Annotated in this window: 14 protein-coding genes; 9 read left to right on the top strand and 5 right to left on the bottom strand. The window is 39.2% G+C overall.

The features are described 5' to 3' along the window. Window positions 1–27: 27 nt before the first annotated feature. The 5 genes from CIL05_RS00545 to CIL05_RS00525 form a co-directional block, all read right to left on the bottom strand. The gene (locus CIL05_RS00545; protein ID WP_095654038.1) at window positions 28–1,044 is read right to left on the bottom strand and encodes a sugar kinase; all 1,017 of its coding nucleotides are present in this window, start codon (window positions 1,042–1,044) and stop codon (window positions 28–30) included. Further along, window positions 1,037–1,792 carry a 2-dehydro-3-deoxy-phosphogluconate aldolase gene (gene dagF, locus CIL05_RS00540; RefSeq protein WP_095653554.1) on the bottom strand — a complete coding sequence of 252 codons (756 nt, stop codon included), beginning with the start codon at window positions 1,790–1,792 and terminating at the stop codon, window positions 1,037–1,039. The genes CIL05_RS00545 and dagF overlap by 8 nt, the downstream gene beginning before the upstream one ends. A 13-nt stretch (window positions 1,793–1,805) precedes the next feature. Further along, entirely contained in the window at window positions 1,806–2,915 is a 1,110-nt protein-coding gene (locus CIL05_RS00535; RefSeq protein ID WP_095653553.1) for a DgaE family pyridoxal phosphate-dependent ammonia lyase, read from the bottom strand. Further along, window positions 2,893–3,993, bottom strand: a complete 1,101-nt coding sequence (locus CIL05_RS00530; protein ID WP_095653552.1) for an amidohydrolase/deacetylase family metallohydrolase — start codon at window positions 3,991–3,993, stop codon at window positions 2,893–2,895. The genes CIL05_RS00535 and CIL05_RS00530 overlap by 23 nt, the downstream gene beginning before the upstream one ends. A 380-nt stretch (window positions 3,994–4,373) precedes the next feature. Next, window positions 4,374–6,248: a family 16 glycosylhydrolase gene (locus CIL05_RS00525; protein ID WP_095653551.1), complete on the bottom strand. Its 1,875-nt coding sequence runs from the start codon at window positions 6,246–6,248 to the stop codon at window positions 4,374–4,376. A 627-nt stretch (window positions 6,249–6,875) separates the two neighbouring features. Here CIL05_RS00525 and CIL05_RS00520 point away from each other — a divergent pair. The 9 genes from CIL05_RS00520 (at window position 6,876) to CIL05_RS00480 (ending at window position 21,272) form a co-directional block, all read left to right on the top strand. Then, entirely contained in the window at window positions 6,876–8,273 is a 1,398-nt protein-coding gene (locus CIL05_RS00520; RefSeq protein ID WP_095653550.1) for a sulfatase family protein, read from the top strand. Next, window positions 8,263–8,409, top strand: a complete 147-nt coding sequence (locus CIL05_RS21990) for a hypothetical protein (protein WP_165769009.1) — start codon at window positions 8,263–8,265, stop codon at window positions 8,407–8,409. The genes CIL05_RS00520 and CIL05_RS21990 overlap by 11 nt, the downstream gene beginning before the upstream one ends. Beyond that, window positions 8,406–9,863, top strand: coding sequence for an arylsulfatase (locus tag CIL05_RS00515; protein WP_095653549.1), 1,458 nt, complete (start codon window positions 8,406–8,408; stop codon window positions 9,861–9,863). The genes CIL05_RS21990 and CIL05_RS00515 overlap by 4 nt, the downstream gene beginning before the upstream one ends. 614 nt (window positions 9,864–10,477) lie before the next feature. Further along, window positions 10,478–11,443, top strand: coding sequence for a formylglycine-generating enzyme family protein (locus CIL05_RS00510; protein ID WP_095653548.1), 966 nt, complete (start codon window positions 10,478–10,480; stop codon window positions 11,441–11,443). A 70-nt stretch (window positions 11,444–11,513) separates the two neighbouring features. After that, window positions 11,514–12,686 carry an ROK family transcriptional regulator gene (locus tag CIL05_RS00505; protein ID WP_095653547.1) on the top strand — a complete coding sequence of 391 codons (1,173 nt, stop codon included), beginning with the start codon at window positions 11,514–11,516 and terminating at the stop codon, window positions 12,684–12,686. 366 nt (window positions 12,687–13,052) lie between these two features. Further along, a complete protein-coding gene (locus CIL05_RS00500; protein WP_095653546.1) occupies window positions 13,053–14,561 on the top strand; it encodes a sulfatase family protein in 1,509 nt (502 codons plus the stop codon). A gap of 261 nt (window positions 14,562–14,822) precedes the next feature. Beyond that, window positions 14,823–16,391: a response regulator gene (locus tag CIL05_RS00495; protein WP_095653545.1), complete on the top strand. Its 1,569-nt coding sequence runs from the start codon at window positions 14,823–14,825 to the stop codon at window positions 16,389–16,391. 29 nt (window positions 16,392–16,420) lie between these two features. Continuing rightward, the gene (locus CIL05_RS00490; RefSeq protein WP_165769008.1) at window positions 16,421–19,171 is read left to right on the top strand and encodes a histidine kinase; all 2,751 of its coding nucleotides are present in this window, start codon (window positions 16,421–16,423) and stop codon (window positions 19,169–19,171) included. Window positions 19,172–20,414: 1,243 nt separating this feature from the next. Next, entirely contained in the window at window positions 20,415–21,272 is an 858-nt protein-coding gene (locus CIL05_RS00480) for an ABC transporter permease (protein WP_240510084.1), read from the top strand. Window positions 21,273–21,282 lie beyond the last annotated feature (10 nt).

The raw sequence follows: 21,282 nt of genomic DNA, 5'->3' as shown, positions 1-21,282 counted from the left end.
AGTCTATTTTTGCTGTTGTTTTTTTCCTTATCTCTCCACATCACTATTCGTTTCCCTCATCGCTCGATAGATATCATTTTCTGAAGCTATTGGTGTGTCGCCAACTACGGTATGTGCAAGCATGGCCGCTGTTGTTGCAAAGGTGACTGTTTTATCTGATGAAAAGTTATTTATTTCTCCATGAATAATTCCACTTGTATAGGCGTCACCTGCACCAATCCGATCCAAAACAGGAAATGTGATCTTTTTTGAGAATGAGAATAATTGATTTTTATAAATAAAACCCTGTAACGAATGGGTATTGTCACGGTTGATTGAACGATGTGTACCAGCTATTACTGGAATATTATATTTACTTGAGATGGAAGGAATCAGCTCCATCAGCTGATCTGCCCTGTCTTCTTTATCAGTTTCCATTCCAAGGATGAATTTTGCATCCTTTTCATTCATCATTACAATATCGGCCAAATGCAGCATTTCCTCATAATGCGGCTTTGCTTTTTCATAACCAGCTTCTCCCCAGAGAGTGGGTCGGTAATTACAGTCAAATACGACCGTACCGCCAGCTTTCTTAACTGCAATTGCAAAGTTCTTCATTTGCCTTCGTACATTATCATTCATGGCAAGTGTGATTCCACAAAAATGAATGATGTCTATTTCTTTTGCAATCTTATCAAAGCAATAACTTTCTTCTTCCGCTCTGTTAAAGCTGCTTCCCGATCTGTTGGAATAGGTCACGCGACTTGGTCTTGCACCAAATCCATTTTCCAAAAAGTACATACCAAGATCATTATCATCCTGCCTGAGAAAAGAGGGGTTTATCCCAAGTTTTTGAATGTAAGATATAGCAGCATCACCTATTGCATTCTTTGGTAATGTGGATACGAGATAGGTAGAGTAACCGAATTTAGCTAGAGCGGAAGTGACATTCACTCCAGTTCCGGAGAATGAATAATTTAATGTGCTTGCTTGTGACAGTGACTCGTATCCGGGAACCTCCAGGCGCATCATAACTTCTCCAAATGCTGCAATCCTCTTAAACATGTTGATTAACCAGTTTCTTGATAATTTCATATAATTCCCGTATATCTTGAGTATTTGTTTTTCCGGTTTCTTTGTCAATAATGGATGAATACACATGTGGAATAATTTTTGGTACATTGGCTTTTAAGGCGATACTTAGTATTTGTTCAAAATTCTCTTTATCTATTCCACTCGTTGGCTCCAGCGCAAATTGTTCTTCTCCACAAGCTTTTGCAACTGCCCGAAACTCGTCTTCATAGCTTAATCCTTTCATTGGGAAGTACTTTAATGCATTACCTCCCATATCCCGAATAAGTGCAATTGCTGCTTTAACCGGTACGATTGCCTGCTGTTCCCCGGCAGCGCTAATTGGACCTGTTGAGATATTAACAAAGCCAATGCGTCCTGTCGGGGAGACTAAACCGTTGATCCAGCTGTCTTTTTCACCAAGATTGGCGCGCGTTGCACCAACTGCTGGGAATACCTGGTTGATATGGCTGCCAGCATAATGCTTTGCAATCTCTGCCACAACAGCGGCTTGACGATTATCACCGGCTCCTAGTCCTATTGAAACAGCCTCATCTATTTCTTTTCCATATACCTTCATGGCAGATACTGCTTCTTCTACTGTTGAATAATCTTTGGAAAGTATACCGACTAAAACATTTCCTTCTCCGGCTTGAAATACTTCTTTTGCATTTTCTACACTGTTTGCCAAAACATTTAATGCAACACGACCTTTGTAAAAACGTTTTGTAATGTTTTTCAAATTACACTCCTCCTCATTGTGAACTGTCTCCTGCCAGCTTACGAATTCTTGATTCAATGATACGGATATCATCCCCTTGTAGTGGGCGTGGGTCGATATCAAAGTAGCCTTGTCTTACGCCATAATCACGTGTGTAGATGGCGATATCACCGTCTCTCAGCCAGGTTGCAACTTCTATTGCAGTTATATTTGTTTTCAGCGGGTCAATATGAATACGTGCACGATAAATAGCCCGTCCAGCTTCATCCTGAACAATGCTTACATCGACACCATCGATATTATTTAATGGCAATAGCACTTGTAATATCTCTTTTTCTAATTCACTTTTATCTTCTTTGAGCAAGTATTCATCCAGTGCCTGCAATAATCCAAAGGTTGTTTCTTTGCCAACTTTCATGCTGCGTCCAATACAATGAAGCTGTATTTTTACCCAGTCAATATATTTCCTTTTGCCACCAACGATTCCTGAGGTTGGGCCTTCAATTGCCTTTGAGCCACTGTAAATAGCAAGATCAGAGTATTTTACATATTTTTGAATATCCTCTTCTGCTGCAGCATCTACAATAAGAGGGACTTTGTTCGCTTGAGCGACTTGCCATGCTTCCTCTATGGAAATCATATTTTTCTGAACGGCATGGTGAGATTTCACATAAAGTATCGCTGCAGTATTTTCGTTAATTGCTTCTTTAATATGATCCTTGCTGCCTTCATTGGCATAGCCGACTTCAATGAGGCTACCGCCACCTAAATAGATCATTGTTTCAACAGGTGCCCCGTACTGGACGTTATGTCCTTTCAGCATAATGACTTCATTTTTGGAGATTTTATCCTGATGCAGTTTTTCACTTCTGCGGCGGTTTCCTTCTGTCACAAGGGCAGCAATCGATAAGGCTATTCCACTGGATGCAGAGTTTACAACAACAGATGCTTCAGAGCCAAGGATTTCTGCAATATGATCACCAGCCTTGTCCACTAAATCAGAAATCTCGACATAGTTCTGTCCACCTTGCTTCATTGCTTCCATCACAGTATCTGTCGGTGCTGATACACCAAGAATACTCATTCTTCCACTTGCATTGATGACACGTTTCAGGCCATATTTAGTATGTAATGATTTCTCCATTCACTACCACTCCCATCGGTTCTATTTTTCTTTTTGCTATACGTTTATCCTTCTCAGAATCAGTAAGTGTTACAGGCTCTTTTTTAACCCTGAACAGGCTTAAATTAGCAGTATCCCCGGTCTTTATCCTGCCGAGTTCCGGCTTTTTTAGCCAGTTGGCAGGCGTGGACGTCACTGCAGCAATTACTTCTTCCAGTGGGTAACCGAGGTAAAGAAATTTTGTTAATGTATGTGCCATATTAAAAACAGGGCCGTTTTCCCGGTTCATACGGTAAATATCAGTACTTATGGTATGGAATTTAATATTATTTCGCTTTGCCATTTCTGCAACTTTAAATGAAAAACTGGCTGTACCATGGCCTACATCCAAATGGACACCACGCTCCACTGCATCTGTTAAAGCCTGAAGTGGTCTGCCGTCTTTATCAAAAAGGTTGTTTGCTTTTCCATTAAGAAAGTGTGTGATGATATCATCTTTTTCCAAAAGGGATACTACTTCTTCGATTACAGGTGGCGAAGAGCCGATATGTACCATTAGGGGCAAATGACTTTCACGGGAAAGCTTTTGAGCCATACGCAGTGGTTCAATCCCATTTTTGCCAACCACGCTTTTACTTATCCTGGCTTTTAAACCGACTATGGTATCTTTATATTCTCTAATTGATTCGATTATTTTACGTTTATTGATCCATTCCAAATCGGATAATTCATCCGTTCTTTTTAAGCCAATCCTGGAAATGTTTAAGAAAGCAAACAGGTTTGTTTTGCTTTGACTTTTGCTTGCCACCAAATCTGAAATTCTATCAGCTCCACAGCTGCCAGCATCGACTATGGTTGTTACGCCTGTTTTAATGCCGATTTCATCAATTTCATCCCCATATGGTTCGACCTCAGGAAAGGCATGGACATGCAAATCAATCCAACCACTTGAAACATAGATGCCATTACAGTCATGTATTTTCTGGCCTTTACCACTTCCAGCATGGGCTATTTCTATTATTTTTCCATGTTCAATTACGATATCGATTTCTTCTTCGGTAATAAGTTTTGCATTGCGTAAGACGAAAGATGTATTCATAATAATTCTCCTAAAGGGACTTTTTGTTTTCAGAATTATGAGGTAATGTTATTAGCATACCATTTCTATGTTGGGGATATCTATTAAAAAAAGGGCTTTTTTTAATAGATTTAAAACTGTGCAAAGGGTTCGTCCATCAAGAAAACATGTTTTTTTGCCACGAATTCTATAAAAGACAACGTATGCGGCATCCGAAGGGCGACTGGTAGTGTAAAAGTCCCGTTTGCTTGTAAGCAATTCCAGTAGTCGGAAAGTAGTGTTGCGACACTTTATTTAGGAAAGTAAAGACCGTTCATAGAAGAGAAACCTCTATATGAACAGTCTTTCATTTTGTAGTAAAGAAGGTATATTCATATTTCTTTCTACATAAGTGCATAATATTATTCAGTAACAGATTCCATCAGTGAATAATGCCAATCCTTCAATACACCTGTTTGCTTCAATGTAAAGACTTTTTCCGAAAGGGCATCCAGCTGGTCAATAACAGCTTGCAGTTTTCCCTGTGCAGCTCCATCATTACCGCGTTCAGCAGCGTTCAACGCCCCTTTTAATTTATTGCTGAGAGACTTTTCAATTCCATGTGCCCCGGGGAACTCGGATTCAGCTATAAACGATTTGGTTAACGAGCCAGTCACAAACCACTGAAGATTCACTGCAGCTGTGTCAACCTCTGTTTGATTAGAGCTATTTTGATAGACTTCAGCAGCAAGCTGTAGTGCCTGTGGCAAAACCTGCCAGCCATGCCCGTCCATTTCTAATTGGGTGCCTTGGTCAATCAGACTTGCCAGTAAGGTCTTGTCAGTTGCATGGATCTCAGCCGGATATAATTCAACTTCGGAAACATTTCCGTATGAACCAGCTGCACCAAGAAAACGGATATAACGGTAGGCAGTGGAACTATCCTTTGATTTGACAATATTCCAACCATCCCCTGTTTCCTCAAAGGTACCAAGTTCTGTCCAATTTTCCCCATCCGCTGATGCAACAATCTGGGCAGATTCCAGTCGATCGACATAATAATCACGGGCACGTACACGTAGCCACTCGAGCTTCTGCTCATTTCCTTCGCCAAGGTCAACCTGAATCCAAGAATCATCAGCCATGTTATAATCGATAAACGTTTCCGGATTATCATCAAAGGCAAGATATGCCAGTTGATCAGGACTCAAGCTGCTGTCCAATAATGGATTATCCTCCTGAGGCTTATTGGAGCCGGTTACCATGGTTCTTGTTATGGCAAGCTTCTGCCTATTGCTGGTAATATGGACAAGAGATTGCTTTGCATTCTCAATAGCGTCGGCCAGTTCTCTATCAGTCGAATCACCTTTTTTCATTTGATGTTCAATTCGCTTAAGCTCCATCTCAAAATTGAAATAGCTGCCATTTGTATAATTCTCCTCTGGTAGCTCATTTGCTTTTGCAAGAAGGGCTTTTGCATCAGGAGTCCGCTCATATACGCGCACATAATCAACAAGTAGCTGATCCGGCAAATTGGCATTTTCGATATTGCCACCCCATGATCCAACCTCAGCAGTCAGCTGTACAAATGCCGGAACCTGAGAGACGCCACCTGCTGAAGTCCGCCATGTTTCTTCTCCATCTACGTAAAAAATATATTCATCCTTATTCCACTCCAGCCCAAATGTATGATATCCTTCATAAATTCCAGGTATGGACGGGTATGCAGCCGCACTTCCATGATGCTCAGCATATCCATCCCAGTGCAGGGCGTGGTTGAATGTATCCGTGCCTTTGTAGGCCAGGGCAGTTTCGAAAATATCGATTTCCGTACCATCTCTTCCCTCATTGCCAATAATATGCTCACCATCCGTCATGAGCCAAAATGCACTCCAAAATCCTTCCTCAGTTGGCAATTTAGCACGAACCTCATAATAGCCGTATGCCTGATTAAATGTATTTCTGGTTGTTACAGCACCAGAATAGTATTCGCCATCTCTCTCGCTGATTTGAATAACTAAATTGCCATTTCCATCAACAAAAGCTTCCTCATCTGACCAGTAGCCATCCTTTCTAGGCCACTCGGGGGCATGCTCCCACTTTGTATAATCAATGGAATCGCCTCCAAACTCATCCTCGAATGTAATTGTCCATCCTTCCTTTGCAGAAGCTAGTTGATCTGTTTTATCTTTGGCAACTGAAGTGGCTTTTGAGTGATTTACAGAAAATGCAGCCAGTACGATTGCTGTCAGGATTATGCCTAGTAACATTGGTCCTTTTCTCTTGTTATTAATCATTTCTTCCTCCTTAGCAATTTTATTTCTAATAAATTTACTTTTGAAGATGAACTTTCTGTACCGTTATCGTATTTTTTGAAGAACCATCAACTTGTTTGACAGATTTCGTACCCCCTTTAGATATTATTCCCTTATTATTCTAAGTTGCTGGAAATCCCATAAAAGAGTTGGGTAAATGCATTGACAAGTCTGAGGTATAACCTTATTATAATAGTTAATTAATTTAATTAATATGGTACTTTCTGATTGTTTTAATTGTTTGATGGTTCAAATAATTACCTATGATTTTAAAGTTATTAGTTCTTATGTACTGTGAAAACGGTAGTGTCGGCAGATGGATGCTTGTAACAGTTCTGGTTTACATCTTTAAGGCGCTTTCGCAGGTATCTCAATTAGAAAAACAATCGAAAGGTTCCAGTTATAAAATGATGGCGTTTACAAACTATTGATAATTAGCAAGAGACATTGTAAACAATGGCTTTGGAACATCTGGAATGTTTTGAGTTTAATCAAACAGCTTTTGAAGTTGAAAAGTAAGTACGAAAAACAGGATTATCTTTTAGGCTCAAATGCAATATAAAAATTTGGAAGAAATCCAAAAAAATTATAAAAGGGAGAGGAAACCCAATGGCAGGAAATAAACAGCCAAACGTAGTTTTTATAATGAGTGATGATCATGCAGCACATGCAATGAGCTGCTACGACAGTAAAATTAATGAAACACCAAATCTGGACCGCATAGCCAATGAGGGAATGCGATTCGACAATTGCTTTTGCACGAACTCTATCTGTGCCCCAAGCCGGGCAGCGATTTTAACAGGACAGTATAATCATAAAAATGGTGTAAAAACGCTCGGGGACAAATTCGACAGCCGACAACCGACAGTTCAGAAGGTGCTAAAAGAAAATGGCTATCAAACAGCATTGATAGGAAAATGGCATTTAGGCCATGGCGGAAATAGTGACCCAACTGGCTTTGACTATTGGAATATCTTCCCAGGACAAGGGGATTATCATGATCCGAAAATGTTTGAAATGGGTGAAGAAAAGATCATCAAAGGCTATGCTACAGACATAATTACTGATTATTCATTGGATTGGATGGAAAATCGGGACAAGGATAAACCATTTATGCTGATGCTGCATCATAAGGCGCCACATCGCCCATGGGATCCGGATGAAAAACATATGCATATGTATGAGGATGTTGATATCCCTGAACCGGAAACCTTCCATGATGATTATTCAAACCGGGCAGAAGCAGCAAGGGAAGCAAGAATGAGAATTGAAAGGGACTTAACAAAAAGGGATGTTAAAGCAGATCCGCCGGAAAACTTGTCTGCATCAGAATTAAAAAGCTGGTATTACCAGCGCTACATTAAGGATTATCTGCGTGTAGTTGCATCAATTGATGATAATGTGGGCCGTGTGCTTGATTATCTGGATGAAGAAGGATTAGCTGAGAATACCATTGTCGTTTACACATCTGATCAGGGATTTTTCCTTGGAGATCACGGCTGGTATGATAAACGCTTTATGTATGAAGAATCATTAAGAATGCCATTTATTGTCCGTTATCCAAGAGCAATCGAAGCAGGTTCCGTGACAAAGGATTTTGCATTAAATGTTGATTTTCCTGAAACATTTCTTGACTATGCCGGTATTGAAATACCCGATTTTATGCAGGGAACAAGTCTTCGTCCAGTGATGGAGGAAAACACGCCGGATGACTGGCAGACTTCCATGTACTACAGATATTGGGAGCATTTGAGTGTCGAACATAGTGTTGGAGCACATTACGGTATCCGGACACATGACCACAAGCTGATTTATTATTATGGAGAAGCATTGGGAAATGCTCATACTATTGATGATCCAAGAACACCGGAATGGGAGCTGTTTGATCTGAAAGCAGACCCTTACGAAATGAATAATGTATATCATGATCCTGCCTATAAGGAAACAGTGGAGAAGTTAAAAGAGGAACTGTACAGTCTGAAGGAAAAAGTTGGCGATGAAGAATAAATCCAGAATAACACCGATTTTTAGGTTATTCGACCTTGAAAAACAAAGCCAGATACCATGGAAGACAGATGAAGTGATGGTTATCGATCCATTCTACAATAAGATTATTTTCTTTGAAAGGAGAGATGTGCTTTGAAACCAAATGTACTGCTGATTATGGTCGACCAGATGCGAGCTGATTGTTTAAGTATACTGGATCATCCAGTAGTCGATACCCCTAATTTGGATCAATTAGCGCGGGATGGTGTTCTTTTTGAAAATGCCTATTCCGCAACTCCTTCCTGTGTGCCTGCAAGGGCATCTGTTTTGACGGGGATGTCTCAGGCGTCTACGGGAAGAGTAGGATACCAGGATAAGGTTCCCTGGAATTATGAGCATACACTTGCAGGAGAATTTACCAATGCGGATTATCATACACAGGCAATCGGAAAAATGCATGTATATCCAACAAGGAATCTAACCGGATTTCATAATGTAGTTTTGCATGATGGCTATATGCATTACAGCAGATTTAAACACAATACGAAAACAATCGAATCACAGGAATACACCGATGACTATTTAAATTGGCTGAGAGGAAAAACGGGACAGGCTGATTTAATTGATTTAGGACTTGATTGCAATTCGTCAACAGTGACAAGGCCATGGCATCTGGCGGAAGAATTGCATCCGACGAATTGGGTAACAACTGAATCGATTGATTTCCTGAGACGCCGTGATCCAACAAAACCGTTCTTCCTGAATATGTCCTATGTACGGCCACATCCGCCGTTTGATCCGCCACAAGTCTTCTATGATATGTATAAAGATCTGGAATTACCGGACCCTTCTTTTGGTGGCTGGGCGGAAACAGAGGATACTTCAGGGGAGGGGATGAGTCCAGTAACCGCAAAGGGACTTGTTCCAAAAATGCGGCTGAAACGTGCACAGGCTGCATATTATGCGCTAATTACCCATATTGATCATCAAATTGGCCGGTTCTTAAATGCTATGCAGGAATTTGGGGTTTACCATAACACAGTTATTTTGTTTGCATCTGATCATGGGGAATTGCTTGGAGATCATAATTTATTCAGAAAATCACTTCCATATGAAGGAAGTGCAAAGGTACCGTTTATTCTAGCCGATCCCGGAAACAATCTGGGATTGAAGGAAAATAGCAGAGTAGATAAAGCCGTGGAAATGAGAGATATTATGCCAACATTGCTGGACGCTGCAGATATTGGCATTCCAGACACAGTTGATGGTAAAAGTGTCATGCCACTATGTAAAGATGGAGAAGATATGCCCTGGCGTGAATATATTCACGGTGAGCATGCCTTTGGGGAAAAATCATTTCATTATATTACAGATGGGAAAGAAAAATATATTTGGTTTTCGCAGAATGGAGAAGAACAATTTTTTGACTTGGAAAATGATCCGCAAGAAATGACAAATCTTTTAAAAGTGGTGGATTATCAGGAGAGAATTGAAAAGAGAAGAAATCAGCTTGTGAAGGAATTGGAAGGAAGAGAAGAAGGATATTCTGATGGAAAGTCACTGATAGCCGGAAGAACTCCAAAACCGACACTCAGGTTTGTCTTTGAGTAAGGCTGTTTTTCGCAAAGATTGGGACTGCTCACTGCTCGTCCCACCAAAGTGATTTGGGACTGCGATTACTCGCCTCACCAAAATACTTGTTGTTATCTGCACCATAGTCGATATAATATGCGACATAGTGAAAATTCATTTGCAAACGCTGGTTGAGAGCAGGGATTCGCTCCGGAAACACATTTCGCTTTCCGCGGGCGGCTGGTGAGCCTCCTCGTGCTACGCACTCGGGGGTCTCACCTATGCCTTTCCTCCCGCAGGAGTCTTCAATGTGTTTCCTCCGCTGGATTTCTGGTTACTGCCGATGTACTGCATTAGTAATCAATTTTTAAAACATCAAACCACCTAACCAGTTCGGGTGAGCGGAGGGCGGTGACTCCTGCGGGAATAGCACGTGTCTGAAGACCCCGCAGAGTGGTTTTCTCGAGGAGGCTGAAGCCGTGCCCTAAGGTCCGCATCCGCCCGCAGCGATCCCGGACGGCGGCAATGGCACATGTTATTGGAATCAATCTCGATTTACTTCACACTTTATAGAAACTACGAAGATATAAAAACAATAATGTTTACAAGAAAGTTCTTGAACAGAAATTAAAACTTAGAGAGAAGGGGAAAACATGGCACAGTCTAAAAACGCCTGTTGCTGCACATCCAGCAGAGAATCAATTGAAAAGCAACCTCCGAAGCCATCCTCTCAGAAAATAACCAAAGGGTCTCTAGTCTCAAGGGAAGGGATGGCTTATATCCCTGGTGGAACCTTTCTGATGGGAACAAATGATAAAGAAGGCTTTCCGGCTGATGGAGAAGGGCCAATCCGCAACGTTACCGTCGATCCATTTTATATGGATGTCCATACAGTTACAAATGCTGAATTTGCAGCTTTCATCGAGGATACGGAATATAAAACGGAAGCAGAGCAATACGGCTGGTCATTTGTTTTTTATCAATTTATCAGTGAAAGCACTGCGAAAAAGGTAAGTCAAAAAGTACAAAGCACACCATGGTGGTGGGTTGTTGAGGGTGCTTATTGGAAATATCCTGAAGGGGCGGATTCTAGTATAGAAAATCGAATGGATCATCCGGTTATCCATATTTCCTGGAACGATGCTCGAAGCTACTGTCAATGGGCTGGTAAACGCCTCCCAACAGAAGCGGAATGGGAATTTGCTGCAAGGGGCGGACTTGAGCAAAAAACGTATCCATGGGGTAATGAATTAACACTGGCTGGAGAACATCAATGCAATATATGGCAAGGGAAATTTCCCAAAACTAATACGGAAGAGGACGGATACGCCGGCACTGCTCCTGCTAAGTCTTTTGCACCAAATGGGTTTGGATTATATAATGTATCAGGAAACGTTTGGGAATGGTGCTTCGACTGGTTTGTAAAAAACATTCATAAACGCGGTGGCAAAGAAAATCCAAAAGGGCCTGAAAATGGAACAAACCGGGTGATGCGCGGCGGATCGTATTTATGCCACCATTCATACTGCAATCGCTACCGTGTGGCGGCACGTTCCTCGAACACACCGGATTCATCAACTGGAAATCTTGGATTCCGTTGTGCTGCTGATGTAGAATGAATCAGTCACTTAATTTTTTTACTTTAGACTAACCAATCAAAGAATTAATATGGAAGACGGAGGATTACCTATGCGGCGTGGAAGTTTTCAATTAATGAAATCTGTAAATAAATCAATTATTTTAAATAAAATCCGTACATCTGAGCCCATTTCCAGAGCACAGATTGCAAAAGACACAAAGCTCACCCCCCCTACGGTCAGCAGCATTGTAAAAGAGCTGCTTGAACAGGGAATTGTCAGGGAGAGTGAGCTTGGCGAATCAATGGGCGGCAGAAAGCCCACAATGCTGCATATTAACAGTAATGCTTTCTATGTGATTGGTGTAGATGCAGGTCCACAGACAGTGGAGTGTATCCTGACAAATCTTTCAGGGGAGATCTTTGAGCGAACCTCCAGCAAGCTGATTAAGCCAATAACGAACGATCAGTTTATCTCGATACTAAAGGAAAATGTACATAAGATTTTGCAGTCTTCAACGACAGAAAGAGAAAAAATTATTGGTATTGGCGTAGCAATGCATGGAGTTGTTGATGTGGAAACAGGTACTTCCTTAACTGCACCGAATCTTGGACTGAGAGAGATGCCTATAAAAGCGGAGCTGGAGAAGGAATTTGGCACCCAGGTATATGTAGAAAACGATGCCAGGGCAATGGCACTAGGTGAAGCCTGGTTTGGCGGGCATGGAGATGTGGATAGTATGGTAGCAGTTAATATTGGACAGGGTATTGGGTCAGGTGTCGTTATTAATGGGAAATTGTACCATGGTGAACAGGATATTGCTGGTGAATTGGGCCATATGACTATCGATATTCATGGTGAAATTTGTGATTGTGGCAACCGTGGCTGTCTGCAGACCTTTGCAAGCGGAAAGGCAATTGCGGACCGTGCCCGCCATCAAGTCAAATACAGCATTCCAGGCGAAAAACTCACTGGAAAATATGTTTATGAAATGGCTCAAAATGGAGAAGCCGAGTATATTAGAATTTTGGAAGAAACCGGAAAAATTATTGGAATCGGGCTGACTAACCTCATCCATCTGATAAACCCGGCGAAAATTGTGCTAGGTGGTGGTGTCATGAGGAGTGAGAAATTTATGTTACCATCAATAAAAGCGGCCATCGCCGAGAGAGCTTTGATTCCACAAGCGAAGGAAACGGAAGTGACAGTTACAGTACTTGGTGATAATGCGACATTACTGGGAGCGGTTTCTCTATTGCTTGTTGATTTATTCGATCCGGTTTAATTGATAAAGGATGCTTTCGTAAATTTTATTGTGTCACTAGACCGCTTCTATGTGCCCGAACGAAGTTGAAACAGGTGTAACTGGTCACATAGACCGCTTCTATGTGCCCAAACGAAGCCGAAACAGGTAGAAACGGTCACATAGACCGCATCTATGTGCCCAAACGAAGTTGAAACAGGTGTAACTGGTCACATAGACCGCTTCTATACGCCCGCACGAAGCCGAAACAGGTGTAACTGGTCACATAGAAACTAGCTTTGATAAAGCACCATGTATACAGGCTGAGCAGTAATGAAAATTGTTCAGCTTTTTTTATAAGAAGAATTGAACGAAAATTCCAGCAATGATAGGAGTTGTTTTTAGTCTATGAAAAAACCAAATATTTTACTGATTACAAGTGATCAGCAGCATTTTGATACAATTGGTGCCTTTAATTCGGAAATAGCTACACCAAATCTGGATCGGCTTGTAAAAGAAGGCACCACTTTTAACCGAGCCTATTGCCCAAATCCCACCTGCACACCATCAAGAGCATCTATCATTACTGGGCTTTATCCAAGTCAGCATGGAGCATGGACTCTTGGAACAAAGCTAATGGAAGATCGCCACACCATTGGAGAAGATTTTCAGGAGAATGGCTACCGGACATCACTGATTGGAAAGGCTCATTTTCAGCCACTCCGCTCCAATGAAGAATATACCTCACTTGAGGCTTATCCAACCTTGCAGGATTTGGATTTCTGGGAAAACTATGATGAAGGCTTCTACGGGTTTGAGCATATTGAACTTGCCAGAAACCATACAAATGAAGCACATGTTGGCCAGCATTATGCATTATGGATGGAGGGAAAGGGGTGTGAAAACTGGCGGGATTACTTCGTAAGTCCAACTGGGACGATGGATCGAAAAGAAGAGCATCACTGGCCCATTCCGGAGAAATATCATTATAATACATGGATTGCGGAACGGACGAACGATCGATTAAAGCAGCATGCGGATAATGATGAGAATTTCTTTTTATGGGCTAGCTTTTTTGACCCACATCCACCATATCTTGTTCCGGAGCCTTGGGATACCATGTATGATCCGGAAAAACTGACGATTCCAAAGGGGATGGAGGGGGAGCACAAAAACAACCCACCACACTTTCAACTGACTCAAGAGAAGGATCCGGATTTCTCCGCCTATAATGAAACGAAAATGGGAGCACATGGCTACCATTCCCATAGGGTGTCAGAGGAGCGTCATAAAAAACTAACAGCAACCTATTACGGAATGGTCAGCATGATGGATAAATATATTGGGGAAATTCTTGATCAGCTTGATGAACTAGGGATAGCTGATAATACCATTGTTGTTTTTACGACGGATCACGGGCACTTTTTCGGACAGCATGGCCTGCAGTACAAGGGTGGATTTCATTATGAAGATTTAATAAAACTTCCATTTATTGTCCGGTATCCTCAGAAGGTACCAGCTGGAAGAGTATCTGATGCAATGCAGTCACTGGTGGATCTGGCACCAACATTTCTAAAATTTGCTGATATTCCTGTACCGAAAGCCATAACTGGAGTCGATCAAAGCAAGGTTTGGATGGGAGAGAAGGAGGCAGTGAGAGATCATGTGATTTGCGAATTTCACCATGAGCCAACCGCGATCCATCAGAAAACCTATGTTGATGAAAGGTATAAAATAACAGTTTATTATAACCAGACCTATGGAGAAATTTTTGATCTTGAGAGTGATCCGGGGGAAAATCACAATCTATGGGATGATCCGGAATACAAGGAGCTTAAGCAGGAATTATTATTAAAATATATTTGGGCAGAGCTTGGAAAAGAGTCGATGCCAATGCCGAGGATTTGGGGAGCGTAAAACTATATGGAAAATGTTATTAGTTTCCAGGGGAAATAGGTATTCGCGCTTTATATTCAGACCTATTATCTTAGTAATCAAGGGTACCATACTTTGTCGAAACCAGTTGAATAAAAATCATTTATGTGGGACAATGGTTGAATAAAAATTTAGAAAATAATCAATGTTGCAATCAATAGAAATATAAATAATACTTATTCAAGGGAAATTAATAAATTCTCTTTCTTATCTGAATGCCATAATGTGAAAAGAAGGGATTACATGTATAGATCGCTGATTGTTGATGATGAAAAAAATATTAGGGATCGAATGGCTGCTTTTTTTCCGTGGGCTGAAACAGGTTATGAGGTTGTCGGAACAGCGGAGGATGGAATAGATGCTTTAGAGAAAATTAATCAATTTAATCCACATGTTGTACTCACAGATATTATGATGCCGAGAATGAATGGGCTTGAACTCGTTAAAGAGATTAGAAAGACTTATCCAGACATGAAGGTTGTCCTATTAAGTGCTTATGATGATTTTACTTATGCGCAGCAAGCGATTGAGTATGGTGTCAAAGGATATATGCTAAAGCCGCTACTGAAAAAAGACTTTTATACAATGATGAGTAAATTAGCAAATGAATTAAATACAGACCATAACATAGCCACAGAAAAAGATGAATGGGCATTCAATGAGCAAATGCTTTTACATCTTATTAAAGGCGAATGTTTAGAAGAATATACGAAAAGCTGGAAACATGCCTATAGTCGGGTTATTGTATTTTCCTTTGATGAAATATTTAAAGAAGGAACTACCTTATCAATCAGACAAAAAATCATGGAGTATACAAGCGCATATTGGGACGGGCATGATGTTCCGTTTCTGTTTTATGGCAATCATTTAATTTTATTCGTTTTGTCTAGTAAGCCGCTTTCAAAAATGGACCTTCAATCACCTATTTCCGGTTTTTTAGATTTTTTACAAGGAAAATTAAAAGAAATAATTGGGATCCATTCTACATTTGTGATTGGTGTTGGAAATTTGGTCAGCAGTATTGAACAGATAAGCAAATCTTATAATGAGGCTGTCTATGCTTACAGCTATAAATACTTCCGTCCTGCGGAAACTATTTTCTTTCACCAGGACCTGCCACCGCTTTCTTCGAAAAGTAATCAAAGGGACGTTTTAGAAAGCAAAGAGAAATCTGAATTAAGGGCGCTGGAGGCAGAACTAATAGATTCCGTTATATCACAAAAACCGGTTCAGCTAACGGCTATTATTGATCGGTATTTTGATATTCTCCCTACTCAAAGATCAAATCATGTTTCAGAAGTCCGTGAATCCTGTTATGAACTTATCGTGTTGTTACTTTTACGGATTGAGGATAAGGGTTTTACACTTCCATCTATTAAACAAGATGATATCCTACGTAAAATTTATGACCTTCAATCATTAAATGAGCTGAAGCGATGGTTGAATCATATTGTTAAGCTGATTACTGCCGATGTGTCAAAAAAGGAAGAACAGCATCTGAATCGCTATGTTCTGTTTGCTAAAGAATATGTACAAACGAACTATCCAGAAAAAATTACACTAAAGGATATGGCTAATCAATTATTTATTCACCAGGCATATTTTAGTTATATTTTTAAAAAAGAAATAGGGAAAAATTTTATTGATTATGTTAACAAAATAAGGGTTGAAAAAGCAGCAGAGCTTATTAAAACCACAGACTATAAAATGAAAGAGATTTCTAGTATGGTTGGCTTTCAAAGCCATTCCTATTTTAATAAAGTGTTTAAAAAAGTAATGGGTATTAGCCCATTGGTAATTAGACAAAAATAAGAATATAGGGCAGCATGGGGAGAATACAGGTGAAAAAAACAGGGATATTTAAGAAGGGTACATTCCAACGTTATTTAACTCTTATTTCTTTAGTAACTGCTGTCATTTTTATGGGGTTAATCGGATCAATTTATTATGTAAAGGTCTCTGCGTTTTTGGAGGAAAAAAAGCACACATCTATTGATTGGAAAATAGAACAAATGACAGCTGAACTTCAGGAAAAGATGCAGGATGCATATAATACGGCAATAAATTTAAAAACAAATGAAAATATTATTACCCAGCTTGAAGAGTTATCAAATCAAGGACGGTCCCCTGTTGACCAATTTGATTCAGCAAAAGAGCTGGAGCACTACTTATATTCTATAAAAATGAATAACAGTCTCATTGATAACATTCTGGTAATCACACCAGATACACAATTCAGCTCTGATAGTAACTATATTGATTTCAGTTATAATGGCATCAAATTAAGAGACGAAGTAAATGATCATTATAATTTTGTTTCAAAAGGGGAAGCTTACAATAAAATATTTTTAGAAGATCCTGTGCAAAACTATCAATTAAGAAACAGTAAATTGGATGACTTAAACAATAAAGTGTTTTTTGGCAGCAATATAGAGCTAACTGGTGGCAGAAGTCATGGTACTGTTTTGGTTTTCCTGAAATTGAATGATTTAATTGAAAAATCGTTAAACGCAGATCAATTCGCTTTATTAGATCAGCATAAGAATGTGATTTTTAATGGAGACCAATTTAATTCAAGCATGTTGAAGAGGCTAAGTGAACTAGAAGAATTACCAGATGGGATCGTAATTGAAAATAAAGAAAATGAAATCCACCATATGAATATTCCTTTTTACAATTTAAAGCTATTTTATGTAGAAGATTTGAGTGTACATTCGATACAGAGACATTATATCTGGAAAGTAATTTTAATTTCATTTCTTATCACAATCCTTATTGCGTATATGTTCTCAAGAAAAGTTTCGAAAACAACACTTCAACCGCTATACGGACTATTAGCTGAAATTAGAGATAATCATTATACAAGTCATGAACTTCAAATCGGACAATCGAAAAGCAGTAAAAATGTGAATTTGCGGGAAAGATTATTTTTCTATTTTTTAATTACGATACTTGTGCCAATTATACTTTTTATGTTTCTTTATTTCTGGCAGACTTCAAAGGTTGTCTTAGAGGAAATTCAGAACAGTGATTACTTGGAACATAAAAATAATGCACATCAATTGAGCCAGCAGCTGAACGAGGCTAAGCTTACATTGGCCAGAATGACTTCTGATGGATATTTGTTGAATGACATTATGAATAATGATGAAGAAAGTCTAGAGGGGAAATTGCTTACCGAAAAGGAATATATTGTAAAAGACAATCTATCTATCAATATCTATGGGGAAGAAAATCGCTTATTATACGCCAATAATTCACTTTTTAATGCGCCACTAGATGAAAAATTCATTCGAGAAATGAAAAAGTCGAATAATAAAATAAGCTATGATTTACAAAGGGATGATTTTAATAATGTTACTATTCGTTTAGGGACAGAGCTTTACACCAGTGCAAATAGCAGTGCAGGGTACATCACTCTTTATTTTAATAAAGAATATTTAAATAGCATTTACAATGATTTTAATCGTAGTAAAAGTTTAAACACATCTATCATTACGGATGGAAAAATGATTTTAAGCTCTGGTGATCCTTATAAAATCGGAACGGAATTCAAACGTGATGCTGAAATTTTTGATGGGGAGCCCCTGAATAATGATAATTATCTATTTATAACAGATTTAAATGCGTTTGACTGGAAGCTCGTTACAGAAAATTCTTATGAAGGAATTCAAAGGGAAATTAATCGCTTGTTTTTAAGTGATAGCTATCTGATCTTTATTATTTTATTAGTAGCTTTGGTGTTTTCCTATTGGATACCAAAAAAAGTAATCAAACCACTGGAAAATATAAACACGTTATTTAACACATTTGACGTCAATGATTCACCAACTAGTGTGGTAGAAACAATTACAGGAATAGATGAAATTGATTTATTACAGCGCAATTTTAATCATAATATGCAAAAAATGAATCAATTAATAAATCAGACGTTAGATGCAAATAAACAACGAATTAAATCAGAATATGAAAAACGCGAGATTCAAATGAACGCCCTTCAATCACAGGTCAATCCACACTTTTTGTATAATACATTGGATAATTTATTATACATTGTGGAATCTGAAGAGACGGATAAAGCAGTTGATATGATTAGTTCGCTTAGCAGATTTTTCCGTTTTATTACAAATCGCGAAAAATTCGTCATTACCATCCAAGAAGAAATTGCATACACAAAAGCCTATATTGATATTATGTCACAGCGATTTGATAACTTTAGTTGTACATGGCATGTTGATGAGCGTTTCTATCACTATAAAACCATTAAACTAATCTTACAGCCATTAATTGAAAATGCGATCCACCATGGTGTGAAGCATACAAAAGATGAGGTAACCATTGATATCACTAGTCAACATATTGATGACATGTTGCAAATTATTGTCAAAGATAATGCAATTGGAATGAATGAAGAAGAATTAAAGCATGTTAGAGAAGTATTAAATTCCAGAAACTTGGATAAATCGGGTATTTATAATGTAGATGCAAGAATTAAGCTTTACTTTGGAGATAAATATGGGGTAGATATAGAAAGTGAGCTTGGGAAGGGTACAAAAGTGACGATTAGCTTGCCAATATTACAAAATGATTAGAACAAAGAGTGTAAATTGTAAAAAGCATATAATGGAATAGGATTTATCACGAATTCTACTAGTTTGACCTTTTGCCTCTGGCATCCAGAAAGACTTGGGTGCCTTTTTCTTTTGTGTAAAGCTGTTTTCGTATGATTGGCACTGCGCACTGCTCGTCCCACCAAAGTGATTTGGGACTGCACCATGGGTTCGTCCCATCGAAGTGACTTGTTGTTATCTGAGCCGTAGTCGATATAAAATGCGACACAGTGAAAATTCTTTTGTAAACGCTGATTGAGAGCAAAGATCCGCTCCGGAAATATACTTCGCTTTCCGCGGGCGGCTGGTGAGTCTCCTCGTGCTCCGCACTGCGGGGTCTCACCTATGCCTTTCCTCCCGCAGGAGTCTTCGTATATTTCCTACGCTGGGATTCCGGTTACTATCGATGAACTGAATTAGTAAACAATAAACAAAACATCAAACCACCCCACCAGTTCGGGTGAGTGAAGGGCGGTGACTCCTGCGGGAATAGCACGTGTCTGAAGACCCCGCAGAGTGGTTTTCTCGAGGAGGCTGAAGCCGTGCCCGCGGAAAGCATCCGCCCGGAGCGATCCCGGACGGCAGCAATAGCACATATCATGGGAATTTAATCTTAATTTACGTCGCAGTCTATAGAAACTATGAAGTTAAAAAAAGCAACAGTATTTTGGTGGCAAGAGTAACCGCAGTCCCAGGACGCTATGACCTTAGCCTTTGATTCCTATTCATCTTTGGGGAAGGAGGAAAACCCCCACTGATTGAAGTTTCACTTTATAAATCTCTGATTTGCCCGAATAGACCTATTAGATTTACACTGTTCTGCTGCCATCCATTTAATAAAATTTTGTTCTCTATCCGTCAAGTTCCTCTTCAATTTGTGCTGTAATTCTTCAATAAGATAAATATATTGACTAAAGTAATTCAATTGTAACACCGCCACCGGTAAATTATCTTTCAATAAATTGTCTTCAAATCAATATACCATTTATCAGTGAATTTCAAAGTGATTATTATGTCAATTGTCAATTTAATTAAAATAGTACAAACATTGCTTGAAATAGTGCAACAAATTTACTGAAAATTTTACTATTATAATAATTGTAACCGATTACAACTGGAGGAGGTCATTGATATTGAAGCAGCAGAAAATAACAAAAAATTAAATCGGGCGCAAAAACGGGCAGAAACCTGGAAAAAAGCTAAGAAGATGAAGGCATTCTATTTGATGTTACTTGCGCCAATGATTTTACTGGCCATTTTTAGTTATGGTCCAATGTATGGCTTACTGATTGCCTTTAAAGATTTTTCGCCTGGACTTGGAATATTGGAAAGCCCTTGGAATAACTTTGAACATTTTAAAAGATTGTTCGACGATTTCCTGTTTATAAGGGCACTTAGAAATACAATTATTATTAGTCTATTAAAAATCCTTATTTCTTTTCCAGCACCAATTATCTTTGCTTTATTACTGAATGAAGTTAGGCATATGAAATTTAAAAAGGTTACACAATCAATTTCCTATTTGCCGCATTTTATGTCATGGGTTATCTTATCAGCCATGATCGTAGAGGTGTTTTCTCCGGAAAGAGGGATTGTTAATTATTTCATCACTATGTTTGGGGGGGATCCTGTTCACTTTTTAGCAAGTAAAAGTGCGTTTATCCCAATTTTGATTGGTACTGACATCTGGAAAGAGATTGGTTATGCAGCAATTATTTACTTGGCAACCATGTCATCTATTGACACAGGATTATATGAGGCAGCCGAAATGGATGGGGCTAATCGTTTCCATAAAATGATCCATATTACGATACCATCCATTATGCCAATGATTATTATTCTATTTATTTTAAGGCTTGGTAGTGTGCTAAATGCAGGGTTCGACCAAATCTTAAACCTTTATAATCCACTGGTGTACGAAGTTGCAGATATTATTGATACGTATGTATACCGGGCAGGTCTGGAGCAATTCCAGTTTGATTATGCAACGGCTGTTGGGCTGTTCAAAAACGTTGTCGGTATCATACTAATATTAGGTGCTAATGCCATCATCCGAAGAAAAAGTGAACATGGTATATGGTAGAAAGGAGAAG

Source organism: Virgibacillus profundi, assembly GCF_002287375.1.
Lineage (GTDB): Bacteria > Bacillota > Bacilli > Bacillales > Amphibacillaceae > Virgibacillus_K > Virgibacillus_K profundi.
This window is presented reverse-complemented; position numbering and strand designations above follow the sequence as displayed.

Excerpts from the sequence above, each read along its gene's own strand:
- CIL05_RS00525 (WP_095653551.1), bottom strand. The coding sequence starts at position 6,248 with ATGATTAATAACAAGAGAAAAGGACCAATGTTACTAGGCATAATCCTG.
- CIL05_RS00495 (WP_095653545.1), top strand. The coding sequence starts at position 14,823 with ATGTATAGATCGCTGATTGTTGATGATGAAAAAAATATTAGGGATCGA.
- CIL05_RS00520 (WP_095653550.1), top strand. The coding sequence starts at position 6,876 with ATGGCAGGAAATAAACAGCCAAACGTAGTTTTTATAATGAGTGATGAT.
- CIL05_RS00510 (WP_095653548.1), top strand. The coding sequence starts at position 10,478 with ATGGCACAGTCTAAAAACGCCTGTTGCTGCACATCCAGCAGAGAATCA.
- CIL05_RS00545 (WP_095654038.1), bottom strand. The coding sequence starts at position 1,044 with ATGTTTAAGAGGATTGCAGCATTTGGAGAAGTTATGATGCGCCTGGAG.
- CIL05_RS00535 (WP_095653553.1), bottom strand. The coding sequence starts at position 2,915 with ATGGAGAAATCATTACATACTAAATATGGCCTGAAACGTGTCATCAAT.
- CIL05_RS00500 (WP_095653546.1), top strand. The coding sequence starts at position 13,053 with ATGAAAAAACCAAATATTTTACTGATTACAAGTGATCAGCAGCATTTT.
- CIL05_RS00505 (WP_095653547.1), top strand. The coding sequence starts at position 11,514 with ATGCGGCGTGGAAGTTTTCAATTAATGAAATCTGTAAATAAATCAATT.
- CIL05_RS00530 (WP_095653552.1), bottom strand. The coding sequence starts at position 3,993 with ATGAATACATCTTTCGTCTTACGCAATGCAAAACTTATTACCGAAGAA.
- CIL05_RS00480 (WP_240510084.1), top strand. The coding sequence starts at position 20,415 with ATGTTACTTGCGCCAATGATTTTACTGGCCATTTTTAGTTATGGTCCA.
- CIL05_RS21990 (WP_165769009.1), top strand. The coding sequence starts at position 8,263 with ATGAAGAATAAATCCAGAATAACACCGATTTTTAGGTTATTCGACCTT.